The following is an 11,717-nucleotide window of genomic DNA, read 5'->3' on the forward strand; positions in this document are numbered from 1 at the left end:
GCCCTCCGTTCACCCGGGTGACACCCGACGTCGATAGTCACGTCGTGCGCCCTCCGCGCACCCGAACCTCGACAAGGAACCCGATGCCTTCACGCGCCTCCCGCCGCGCCGGCGCCGCCGCCGTCACCGCGGCCGCCGCCTGCGCACTCGCCCTGACTCCGCTCGCCGCCCACGCGGCGATCGTGCCCGACCCGATCTCGTACTCGGCCGACGACGCCGCGATCTCGCTCGCGCCCATCGGCACGTTCGAGACCGGCGCGTTCGACCAGTCCGCGTCCGAGATCGTCGCCGCCTACGGCGACCGGCTGTTCGTCGTGAACGCCCTCGCCGGCTCGGTGAGCGTGCTCGACTACTCAGACGCGTCCGCCGTGACCAAGGAGTTCGCACTCGCCTCGGCGGGCGTCGCGAACTCGGTCGCTGTCCGCCCCGACGGCCTGGGTGTCGTCGCGTTCGAGTCGACGACCAAGACCGACGCCGGCCACCTGCTGTTCTTCGACGCCCGCGCGAAGGATGCCGCCGCCGCCGTGCTCGGAACGGTCGAGGTCGGCGCGCTCCCCGACATGGTGACGATCGTCCCCGACGGCAAGTACGCGCTCGTCGCCAACGAGGCAGAGCCCGCCGACGACTTCTCGTCCGACCCCGAGGGCTCGGTCAGCGTCGTGAAGCTGCCGAACAAGGTCGCGGCCGCGAAGCAGAAGGACGTCAAGACGGCGGACTTCCACGCGTACGAGGCCGGCGGCGGCAAGACGCTGCCCGCGGGCGTGCGCGTGTTCGGCCCCGCGCCGCACGGCGACGACCACCCGGTGAGCCGCAACCTCGAGCCCGAGTACATCGCGGTGGACGGCAACAACGCGTACGTGTCGCTGCAGGAGGCGAACGCGATCGCCGTCGTCCAGATCCCGAGCGCCCGCGTCACCGACATCCTGCCGCTCGGCGCCAAGGATCTCGGCCTCGCGCAGAACGCACTGGACCCGAGCGACAAGGACAAGGCGTTCTCACTGCGCACCTACCCGGGCCTGAAGGGCCTGTACATGCCCGACGGCATCCAGTCCTACTCGGCCGGCGGCAAGACCTACCTCGTCACCGCCAACGAGGGCGACGCCCGCGAGTGGGGGGACTACAGCGAGGTCTCGCGCGTCAAGGATCTCAAGAAGGACGGCTACGGCCCGGTGTGCGCGACGAGCCCGCTCGCGCCCTTCCTCGGCGACGCCGACCTCGGCCGGCTGAACGTGACCATCGAGAACGGCTTCGACGCCGCGGCCGGCTGCTACAGCGAGCTGTACGCGTTCGGCGGACGCTCGTTCTCGATCTGGAGCACCGACGGCACGCTCGTGTTCGACTCGGGCTCGCAGTTCGAGGCGCTCACGGCGGCGGCGATCCCCGGCTTCGTGAACTCGAACCACACCGCGTCGAACTTCGAGGGCCGCAGCGACGACAAGGGCCCCGAGCCCGAAGGCGTCGCGGTGGGTCAGGTCGACGGCCGCACCTACGCCTTCGTCGGCTTCGAGCGCGTGGGCGGCATCGCGGTCTTCGACATCACCGACCCGACGGCATCCCGCTTCGTCACCTACGTCAACAACCGCGACTTCTCGGTCTCGGTCGAGGACGGCGGCGACCTCGCTGCGGCGGGCGACCTGGGGCCCGAGGGCGTCGCCTTCATCCCGGCCTCGAGCTCGGCCACCGGGACGCCGCTCCTCGCGGTGGGCAACGAGGTGTCGGGCACGACCACCCTGTTCGAGATCACGGCGCTCACCGGCCGCTGACGCCCGGCTGAGCCCCGGGACCCGCGAGAGGACATGTTTCCGCCCGCTCTGCGCGGCGGAGGCATGTCCTCTCGCGATTCCTGGCTCGGACCTCGGGGTCACACCTCCGGCGCGAAGACCCGCACCGCGACGACCATCGCCGCATCGGCCCCGTTGGTCGCCTCGACGACGACGCGCAGAGCGGTCGTGCGCACAGGCTCGTCCAGCACGTGCACCCGCCGGCGGCGGCGGTTGCCCTCGACGTGGACGAGGGGATGCCACACCCCGTCGATGCGGGCCTCGACGCGGTAGTCGCGCACGAGCTCGGGCATCGCGATGAACGGTGTGCGGTGATGGTGCAGGTTCACGAGGTCCTCGTCGACGTCGTCGTTGAAGATCAGCTCGACGCTGCCGATCGTGCGGGCGTCGGCCCATGCGAGCTGTACCCACTCCTCCCCCGCGATCGGTGCTGACGACCACAGGTTCGGCCCGTCGAACGGACGCGCCAGCCCCCCGGCCACCTGCGACGGGCGGTACGCGTCGGTCTCGGGCTCGACGGCGAAGCGCGGTGCGCGGCGCCGCAGCTCCACCGCCGACCACGCATTCGTCTGCGGCTGTCCGGTCGTGAGGCCGGGCTCGCGGCTGAGCAGGCCGAGCACGCCGTACGGCGGCGGCTCGTGGGCGACGCGCACCGAGAGGACGGGGTCACGGCGGACGACCAGCACGACGGTGCACGCGACGGGCGGTGCGTACGCGAACTCCGCGCGGATCGTCCCATGGCCGGCGGGCACTTCGACCTCGCGGCGGTCGATCAGGTCGACGGGCACGTGGTTCAGGCCGTTGCGCGTGCTCCACAGCTCAACGACGGCCGTGGTCGCGGCGGCGGCCTCGATGTCGATCGAGACGGCATCCACGCGCGGATCCACGGGAAGGAGCAGCCCGAAGTCGCGGTCCGCCAGCGACACGAGGTCCTCGTCGCCGGCGTCCGACCGGGGCGCCGCGAGCCGGCGCAGCTCCGACGATGCGGAGACCTCCGCGGCCAGGGCGAGGTCGCGCGCATCCCGCCACGGCACCCCCGCGATCGAGGCGTCCTGCCGCAGCAGCGCGTGCTGCAGCTCGTCGCGGCGCTCGGCCAGCAGCGTGCGCGGCGAGACGCCGTACCGCGCCGCGAGCGCCGCACCCGCGCCCGCGGCCTCGCCGGTGACCGCGCACGTCGCCATCACCCGGGTCGTGCCGAACGCGACGTGGCTCGCCGAGATGTCGCGGCCGGCCATCAGCAGGTTCGAGACGTTGACCGAGTACAGCGACCGGAACGGGATCTCGTACAGCCCGGGGCCGTGCAGGTGCATCGAGCCGGCGGCATCCGAGTACACGCCGCCCGGAGGGTGCAGATCGATGGACCATCCGCCGAAGCCGATGTTGTCGTCGAAGCGGGTCTGATCGAGCACGTCCTGCTGCGTGAGCACGTGGTCGCCGAGGAAGCGGCGGTACTCGCGCTTGCCGGGCATCGTGCCGACCCACTCCAGCGTGAGCGTGTCGGCGTCGAACTCGCCAGAGTTCTTGATGTGGTCCCAGATGCCGAAGACCACGCCCCACAGCTCGTCGCGGATGCGCTCGTTGTCGTCGACGGCGTCGAGCTGCCCGCCCCACTCGATCCACCAGTAGTCGCAGCCGTTCATGGCGGTGTCGATGTGGCGATGAATGGGGATGCCGGCGGCGACGACGTCCTTCGTGATGCCCGGCGGGACGAACCGCACCGGCTCGCCGGCATCCTTCGTGTAGAAGAGGATCGTGCTGCCGAGCATGTCGTCGTCGGCCACCTCGGGAGCCCACGGTTCGCCGTGCGCGCTGCGATCCTCGCGGCCCGACATGTGGCGCGCACCCGCGAGGAACCCGACCAGGCCGTCGCCGGTGCTGTCGACGAAGACGGGCGACGCGAAGGTGATGAGCCGCTCGGAGCCCGACTGCCAGCCGGTGACCGAGTGGATGCTGCGATCCTCGGCCGGACCGTCCGCCTCGACGTCGCGCACCTCGGTGTTCAGGAACAGCGTGATGTTCGGCTCGGCGCGCACGAGGTCGAGGACCACGTGGTCCCACAGGACCGGGTTGCCCTCGGGGTTGCGCCACTGGTTCTCGAGGAAGAGCTCGCCCATGATCCCCGTCTCGCGGGCGAACTTCTGCGCGCCGTGCGCGGTGCCGCCCACGACCCACACCCGGACTTCGCTCGACGAGTTGCCGCCGAGCACGGGGCGATTGTTCACGAGCGCGACGCGGGCGCCGTTGCGCGCCGCCGAGACGGCTGCGGCCACGCCCGCGAGACCCCCGCCGACGACGGTCACGTCGAAGAGTTGGCTGAGTTCCTGCACGAGTCCGTCCTCCCGTGCGACGTCGTCGATCACACGGTTAACGATTATCGATCACGGCGCACGAGAACACGAACCGACGCGCGAAGGGGGCGACTCTCCTCGGAGAGCCGCCCCCTTCCGGAGTGCGGGTGACCGTCAGGTCAGGCGGTCGCGTCGCTCTTGTCGGCGTCGGGCCAGACCATGAACGGCCGCAGTTCGAGCTGCCCGTTGCGGGCCATGGGATGCCGCGACGCGATCTCGATCGCCTCGTCGAGGTTGTCGACCTCGAGGATGTCGAAGCCGCAGATCACCTCGGCGGTCTCGACGAACGGGCCGCGCGTGGTGAGCACCTTGCCGCCGCGCACCTTCACGACCGTCGAGTCCGCCTGCGGGGCGAGCACCTCGCCGATGACGCGCTTGCCGCTGGCATCGAGCGGGTCGACCCACAGGTCGACGTCGGAGTCATCGACCTCGGTGTCGGGCTCGAGCGAGGTGACGACGAACATCATGTACTTCATGTCAGATCCTTCCGGTGCGGGCGGGCCGGCGCCCGTCTCACTGGGGTCGTCGCACAGCGTCGTCCGGCATCGACACTTCTTCGCGAGTATTTTTCTGGAATCGGATGCCGCATGCCGGCCGGTCAGCCGCGCTGCTCGCTGAGTCGCCACACCTGTGGCAGCACCATGCCCTCGGGGGAAGGGCCGTCGAGCACGAAGTGGTCCACGTGCTGCCCGATGTGCGCCTGCCACGCGGCGTCGGCGGGATCGTCCTGCAGCGCCCGCATGGCGGCCGCGAAGTCGTCGCAGTCGACGACGTGGAACAGGTGGGAGCCCGAGCGCCAGATCGTCCAGTCGTGGATGCCGATCCGCGCGAAGCTGGCGGCCAGGTCGTCGGGGATCCGCTCGTGCTCGCGATCGTACGAGCTCTCGTGACCGTCCTTGACGATCGAGTGCAGCGCGACTCTCATCCTTGGGCCTCCGCGGGTTGTGCGAACCGGCTCCACGGTAGCCCATGCCGCCCGGCCGGAATCATCCGCAAGGCGGAGGCGCATGAGACCACGGACGGACGCGCGCGGGCATGGCCGCTCCGTAGCGTCGAAGCATGGTCACCACCACGGCTCCCGTCCGACTCCGCCGTCACCACGAGCTGTCGCCGGTGGCGGCCGCGCTGCTGACGATCGGCGGGAACATCCTGATCCTCGCGATCATCGGCCTGGCGGTCGCGGGCGTGGGCGTCGCCGCGGTCGCGGTCTTCGGTGCCGAGCTGCTCGGCTCGCTCTGACCTCTGTCGCGGTGTCGGCGCGCCGCGCTAGCCTGCGGGACATGACCGCACGCGCCGTGCCCATCCTGCTCAGTCGCGACCTGCGAGAGACGCTCGAGTTCTACGAGCGGCTGGGCTTCGAGAACCGCGGGGCACCGCCGGAGGACTGGCAGTACCTCATCATCGGCCGCGGCGACGCAGAGCTCCACTTCACCGAGGACGCACACGTCGACCCCCTCACGACGGCGTCGATGTGCTACCTGTACGTCGACGACGCCCGGCTGCTTCACGACGAGTGGGCGCACCTCGTCGAGCCGGATCCTGCGACCGGCAGCCGCATCACCGCTCCGGTCGACACGGACTACGGCATGCGGGAGTTCGCCGTCGTCGATCGCAACGGCAACCTGCTGCGCGTCGGCAGCGCTCTCTGATCTGCCCCGCTCCGCGAGCGGATACGCTCCCGCCGTGAGGCGCGCGCGTATCCGCTCGCGGATCCTGGTCAGTGCTTCTTCTGCGGCTCCACGAGCACCACGGCCGTGCGCGCGGGGACGGTGACCGTGCCGGTGGCGGCATCCCACGTCGTCGTCTTGATGACCGGGTCGGAGCCCTTCGCCAGCGCCGGCGTCAGCGCGAACGCGCGGCCCTTCAACTGCGACACCGTCTGCGAGACGGGCTCGGTCCCGGCGTTGAACACCACCAGGGCGCCCTTGAGCCTCGGGTCCACGTCCTTGCCGACGAGGTCGTCGATGAGCATCACGACGACGCCGGGTGCGGCATCCGGTCCGCTGTTCGGGAACGTGACCTTCTGCTCGATGAGCTTCGCCGAACCGAGCCGCAGCAGTCCCACCTCGTCACGGACCCGCAGCAGGTCGAGAGCGGATGCCTCGGCCGTGGCGATGTCGGATGCCCCGGGCTTGTTGGCGGGGTTCGCCAGCAGCGGCTGCATGATGCCCCAGTTGTCATCGTTGTCGGCGGCCATCGGCAGGCCCGAACCGAACGTCGACTGCTGACCGGTCCAGTCGATGCGGTTGAACCAGTCGCCCGAGTTGTAGCTGTTGCGATCCAGCGACTTCGAGCGCAGCAGCTCGGTGCCGGCGTGCCAGAACGACGGCGTCTGCGCGTATGTCGTCGTCGCGAGCTCGAGCGTGTTCATGCGCACGCGGTCGGCCATCGTGGTGTCGGCCGGGAGCTTCAGCATCGAGAGGTCGAACAGCGTCTCGTTGTCGTGCGCGTCGACGTACGTGATGATCTCGTCCGGCTGGTCGGCGTAGCCGGCGGGGGCTCCGCGGTAGTCGAGCTCGTCGCCCGCCTTCACGGCGCCCGTGTGATCGGTCAGCGTGTAGTCGCGCAGGTTGCCCGCGAGCCCCAGCTTGACGAGATCCGTCTGGTGCGCGAGGTCGGCGAGCGCCTCTTCGGTCGTGCCATTGACGGGCGCCCCGTTGGGGTCGGTGCCCAGGCCCGTGCCGAATCCCTGCTGCTGGATGGTCTCACCGGCGACCGGGCTGCCGCCGTGGACGGCGTCGCGCAGCCGGTCGCTGAACGTGCCGATGCCGGTGCCGCCGAGCTGCCCCTGCGTGGCCTGCTCGAAGAGGGCGTTGTTCGCGACCTCGCCGAAGTTCCAGCCCTCGCCGTAGAGGTAGATCGCCTTGCCGTCGACGCCGTCCTTCTTGAGCGTGAGCTCATCCAGTGCGGCGCGGATCTCGAGCATGTTCTGCTTCGAGTGGTGGCCCATCAGGTCGAAGCGGAACCCGTCGACCTTGTACTCGCGCGCCCACAGGACGACCGAGTCGACCATGAGCTTCTGCGCGACCTCATGCTCGGTGGCGACGTTCTGGCAGCAGGTCGAGGTCTCGACGTTGCCGGCGGCGTTGAGGCGCTGGTAGTACCCGGGCACCACCTGGTCGAGCACCGAGGTCGCGTTCTGGCCCGATGCCGAGGTGTGGTTGAACACCTGGTCGAGCACGACCTGCAGGCCCATGCCGTGCAGCGCCCCGACCATCCCGCGGAACTCCGACACCCGTGCACCGCCGTCCGGGTCCACCGCGTACGAGCCTTCGGGCACCGAGTAGTGGTACGGGTCGTAGCCCCAGTTGAAGCCGTCGGTCTCGGCGACCGCGGCGACGCACGCCTGCTGCTGGTCGCTGTCGGCGGGCAGCGACGCGAGGTCGCAGGCCGGCGTCTGCTGCGCGCTGCGGTCCTCTTCGATCGTGGCGATGTCGAAGGTCGGCAGCAGGTGCACGGTGTTGATGCCGGCCGCCGACAGCTGACGCAGCTGCTTCGTGCCCGCGCTGTCGCGCGTGAACGCCTTGTACGTGCCGCGCTCGGCCGCGGGCACCGTGGCGTCGCCGATCGAGAAGTCACGCACGTGCAGCTCGTAGATCGCACGATCGACGGGCCGGGCGATCTCGGGCGCCTTCGTCTTCTCCCACGCCTTCGGACGCCACTGCTTGTCGTCGAGGTCGATCGCGACCGACCGCTCCGAGTTGACGGTGAGGGCGACGGAGTACGGGTCGGTGACCTCGTTCGTCTCGATCTTGCCCGTGGTCGGGGCGTAGACCACGACCTCCCAGAGGTACTCGTCGCCGACGAGCTTCTTGTCGCCCTTCACGGTCCAGATTCCGGATGCCGCATCCCAGGTCCCCTCATGACGCACAGGATCACCGGCCGCGGCCGCCGAGCCTGTCGACGGGTCCCACGTCAGCAGCGTCGCCGCCTGAGCGGTCGGCGCCCACAGCCGGAACGTCGGCTTGCCGTTCTTCGCGAACGCGACGCCGAGGTCGGCGTCGTCGACGGCATCCGCGTAGAGGTCGTCGAGAACGCCGGGGATCTGCACGCCCGTGAACGCCGTGAGCGCTCCGTTCGCGCCGCGCTGAGCGACCATGAGCTGGCCCTTCAGGAGGTCCGCCGCCGTAGCGCGGTCGACGTCGATGCGGAGCGCGACGTAGCCGGCGAGCGCAGGGAAACGCTCCTTCTGGTCGCCGGTGAGGCCGCCGTCGATGCGGGTCAGCGCGATCGGATCGGTGCCGCCGGTGACCTCGCGGTCCGCGGTCACGCCGAGTGCGGCATCGTTCGAACCGTACAGCTGCCATGCGGCACCGTCGGCCGGCGCACCGAGGTCGGCGGGCCAGGCGAGGGTCTCGGCGTCGATCCAGTGCGCGCGCAGTTCGCCGGTGCCGGCCAGCGGCGGGTCGCTCGCCTTGACGGTCAGGACGTGGGTCTGAAGCGTGTACCGGAAGGTCACGACCTTGCCCGCCGTCGCGCTGAACGTGATGTTCGCTCCGCCCGGGGCGCCGGCCGCGCCGTAGTTCTCGCTCCACGAGCGGTTGTGCGCGACCTTCACCTCGTACGACCCCGTCGGCAGGTCGTCGGTCGTGAACTGGAAGACGCCGTCGCCGTCGCGGTCGAACATCATCGTCGCCAGGCAGTCCGGCATCCAGTCGCCCGCACAGCCGAGCTCGCTCTGCAGCGAGCCGGGCAGCGTGATGACGGGGCCGTCATCCGTCGTGCGGATGTTCTTCGTGCGCGGGTCGAAGAAGAACTCGACCGGCCCGCCGGCGTGCACCAGCGTGATGTTGCCGCCGTTCTGCACGCCACCGGCGCCGTAGTTCTCGTCCCACTTCTTCTCGGTGGCGATCTTGAACTCGTAGCTGCCTGCCTTCAGGTCGGCCAGCGCGAGATGCCAGATGCCGTCGACCTTGGTCATCTGCACGGCGTCGCAGTCGGGCTGCCAGTCACCCGGGCAGCCCGCCGCGGCGTTGAAGCTTCCGGGGACGCTCACCGCGCCGTACTCCGTCGGCGTCTGCGGCTCTTCTTCGACCGGCTCCTCGGGCGTCTCGTCGACGCCCGTGCTCACCTTGTTGCCCACCGACGCGTACGTCGACGCGGCGGCGTGGTGGCCGGCGGCATCGGTGGTGACGGCGCGGTACTCCACGAGCGTGCCCGTGGCGAGCCCGTCGACGGTGTGGAAGACGCCCGGGTCGGTGTCTTCCGCGGTGCCGAGCGCGTGCCACTCGTCCGACCCGACGACGCGCCACGCGAAGCTCGTCTCCTGCCAGGTCGTGTCGTCCACGTCGGCGGTCACGGCGGCGGTGCCGTCGAGGCCCGCGCCCGCGGCGGGCACGGTCACCGACACCGGGGTCGCCGCGGCGGGCGCGGTGACGGTCGTGCCGGCGCGGTAGACGACGGCCGAGAGAGCCGGGACGTTCACCGAGGTCGCGGAGGCGGCATCCGTCGAGACACCCGTCGACGTGCCGTAGACGGGGGCGTACGAGGCGTTCGCGGTGAGGGTGGTGAGGTTCACGGACTTGTCGGCGGTCGTGTTGTTGAGCGCGACCAGGTACTCGACCTTCTCGTCGCGGTCGACACGCGAGAACGCGTACACGCCAGCCCCGTTGTCGGCGTAGCGCTCGATCTGGGCGCCGGTGACGAGGGCGGGATGGGCCGTGCGCAGCGCCGCGAGCTCGGCGATGCGCTCGTAGACCGGCGCCGACGTGTCGTAGCGGTCGACCGATCCGGCGGCAGTGCCGTCGATGAGGTTCTGGTCCTGGTACGACGGCACCTGGCTCGCGAACAGGGACTGGCGGGCGTCCTTGTCGCCGCCCGTGCCGACGAAGCCCTGCTCGTCGCCGTAGTACACGACCGGCTGGCCGCGACCCAGGAACATCAGGTCGTGGGCGAGCAGGTCGCGCTGCAGCGCGTGGTCGGCATCCTTGAGGAAGTAGCCGACGCGTCCCATGTCGTGATTGCCCAGGAAGGTCGGCAGCGCCGTCGCCGACGAGTCGGGCGTCGTGTACCGGTCGTCGCCCGCGTAGAGGTTCTGCAGGCTCTTGACGTTGCCGCCCCCCGCGAAGCTCACCGCCGACGACTGGAACGTGAAGTCGAGCACGCTCGACATGTCGGTGTCGCGCACGTAGGGCGACAGCTTCGCGGGGTCGGCGTCGTAGACCTCGCCGAACATGAAGAAGTCCTTCTTGCCCTTCTCGTGCGCATAGTCGAGCACGCGGGTCGTCCACTGCTGCCAGAACTCGAAGTTCACGTGCTTGGCGGTGTCGATGCGGAAGCCGTCGATGCCGAGATCGATCCAGGCCGAGTACACGTCGACGAAGCCGTCCACGACCGTGGGGCTCTCGGTCATGATGTCGTCGAGTCCGTCGAAGTCGCCGTAGGTCACCGACTCGCCCGCCCAGGTCGAGTTGCCGCGGTTGTGGTAAAGCGTGGGGTCGTTCAGCCACGCCGGCACCTTGAGGTCCTTGTCGGCGTCGGCGATGACCGGCGTGTAGGGGAACGACGTGGCGGGGTCGAGGGCCGGGAAGGTGTCGGTGCCCGCGTAGGTGTGGGGGTCGAACGCGACGCCGTCGGCGTCGGTGTACGGGGAGGTCTTCTGGTCGATGTAGCCGTACTGCTTCTCGGCGTAGTCGATGACGTCGGCCGTGTGGTTGGCGATGATGTCGAAGTAGACCTTGATGCCCTTGGCGTGCGCCTCGTCGATGAGAGCCTTCAGCTCGGCGTTGGTGCCGAGGTGCGGGTCGATCTGCGTGAAGTCGGTGATCCAATACCCGTGGTAGCCGGCGCTGGCGTTCGCGCCGACGCCCTGCACGGGCTTGTTCTTGAAGCTCGGGGTGAGCCAGATGGCCGTCGTGCCGAGGCCGTCGATGTAGTCGAGGTTCTGCCGCAGGCCCGCGATGTCGCCGCCGTTGTAGAAGCCCTTGTCGGTGGGGTCGTACCCGGTGGCGAGGCGGTCGCCGGTCAGCCCGCCCTCGTCGTTCGAGGCGTCGCCGTCGGCGAAGCGGTCGGTCATGACGAAGTAGAACTGCTCCTGGCTGCCCGGCTCGCGCACGGGCGGCGCGACGAGCGCGTCGTCGTCGGCGGTGTAGCCGGCACGCAGGCTCTTCGCCTCGACGCCCACCCGCTTCGTGTTGTCGTCGAACACGAAGCGCAGGGTCGACGGCCCGGCGATCGTGAGAGGGATGTTGTCGTTGCCGCCGTTCAGGCCGTACGACTCGTCCCACGCGTCATCGACGGCGACCTTGTACTGGTACGAGCCGGCGGGCACCTCGAACTCGGCGGCGTACACGCCGGCGGTGCCGGTGGCGACGAGCTCGGTCGCCGCGCACTCGGGCTGCCAGTCGGCGGAGCAGCCGAGCTCGGACTGCAGGTCGCCCACGAGCGCGAAGCTGCGTTCGGCCGCGGCGGCCGGTGCGATGGCGATCACTCCGGCCGTGATGACGAGGGCGGCGGCCGCGAGGGTCGCGACGGCGGTGCGTGCTCGGGGACTTGTCGGCTGTGACATCAAGGCTCCTGGATGGGGAGAAGGCACGACGACGTGCCGGTGAGCTGTGCGCCGACAGTAACAGCGGATTCACCAGAAGTG

Annotated in this window: 7 protein-coding genes; 3 read left to right on the plus strand and 4 right to left on the minus strand. The window is 70.0% G+C overall.

Translation table 11 applies throughout. The features are described from left to right. The first annotated feature begins 83 nt into the window (after positions 1-83). Complete coding sequence (locus tag FB391_RS15300; RefSeq protein WP_141895798.1) at positions 84-1,763, plus strand: choice-of-anchor I family protein; 1,680 nt, start codon at positions 84-86, stop codon at positions 1,761-1,763. Positions 1,764-1,861: 98 nt separating this feature from the next. On the opposite strand, the gene FB391_RS15305 is transcribed toward FB391_RS15300, so the two are convergent. The 3 genes from FB391_RS15305 to FB391_RS15315 form a co-directional block, all read right to left on the minus strand. Further along, on the minus strand, positions 1,862-4,141 hold the full coding sequence (locus FB391_RS15305) for an FAD-dependent oxidoreductase (protein WP_246093555.1): 2,280 nt from the start codon (positions 4,139-4,141) through the stop codon (positions 1,862-1,864). A 107-nt stretch (positions 4,142-4,248) separates the two neighbouring features. Beyond that, on the minus strand, positions 4,249-4,605 hold the full coding sequence (locus FB391_RS15310; protein WP_141895800.1) for a YciI family protein: 357 nt from the start codon (positions 4,603-4,605) through the stop codon (positions 4,249-4,251). A 122-nt stretch (positions 4,606-4,727) separates the two neighbouring features. Next, positions 4,728-5,054 carry an L-rhamnose mutarotase gene (locus FB391_RS15315; RefSeq protein ID WP_141895802.1) on the minus strand — a complete coding sequence of 109 codons (327 nt, stop codon included), beginning with the start codon at positions 5,052-5,054 and terminating at the stop codon, positions 4,728-4,730. Between the two features lie 134 nt (positions 5,055-5,188). Here FB391_RS15315 and FB391_RS15320 point away from each other — a divergent pair, with 134 nt between their 5' ends. Beyond that, a complete protein-coding gene (locus FB391_RS15320; RefSeq protein WP_141895804.1) occupies positions 5,189-5,368 on the plus strand; it encodes a hypothetical protein in 180 nt (59 codons plus the stop codon). Between the two features lie 41 nt (positions 5,369-5,409). After that, a complete protein-coding gene (locus tag FB391_RS15325; protein WP_141895806.1) occupies positions 5,410-5,778 on the plus strand; it encodes a bleomycin resistance protein in 369 nt (122 codons plus the stop codon). Between the two features lie 68 nt (positions 5,779-5,846). Here the strand turns inward: FB391_RS15325 and pulA are convergent, their stop codons facing one another. Then, positions 5,847-11,636, minus strand: a complete 5,790-nt coding sequence (gene pulA / locus FB391_RS15330) for a pullulanase-type alpha-1,6-glucosidase (RefSeq protein WP_141895807.1) — start codon at positions 11,634-11,636, stop codon at positions 5,847-5,849. Positions 11,637-11,717: the final 81 nt, after the last annotated feature.

The sequence above is a fragment of the Microbacterium kyungheense genome (assembly GCF_006783905.1).
GTDB classification, from domain to species: Bacteria; Actinomycetota; Actinomycetes; order Actinomycetales; family Microbacteriaceae; genus Microbacterium; species Microbacterium kyungheense.

Bases quoted from the DNA above. Each gene is read 5' to 3' on its own strand.
- FB391_RS15300 (WP_141895798.1), top strand. From the start codon at position 84: ATGCCTTCACGCGCCTCCCGCCGCGCCGGCGCCGCCGCCGTCACCGCG.
- FB391_RS15310 (WP_141895800.1), bottom strand. From the start codon at position 4,605: ATGAAGTACATGATGTTCGTCGTCACCTCGCTCGAGCCCGACACCGAG.
- FB391_RS15315 (WP_141895802.1), bottom strand. From the start codon at position 5,054: ATGAGAGTCGCGCTGCACTCGATCGTCAAGGACGGTCACGAGAGCTCG.
- FB391_RS15320 (WP_141895804.1), top strand. From the start codon at position 5,189: ATGGTCACCACCACGGCTCCCGTCCGACTCCGCCGTCACCACGAGCTG.
- FB391_RS15325 (WP_141895806.1), top strand. From the start codon at position 5,410: ATGACCGCACGCGCCGTGCCCATCCTGCTCAGTCGCGACCTGCGAGAG.
- pulA (WP_141895807.1), bottom strand. From the start codon at position 11,636: ATGTCACAGCCGACAAGTCCCCGAGCACGCACCGCCGTCGCGACCCTC.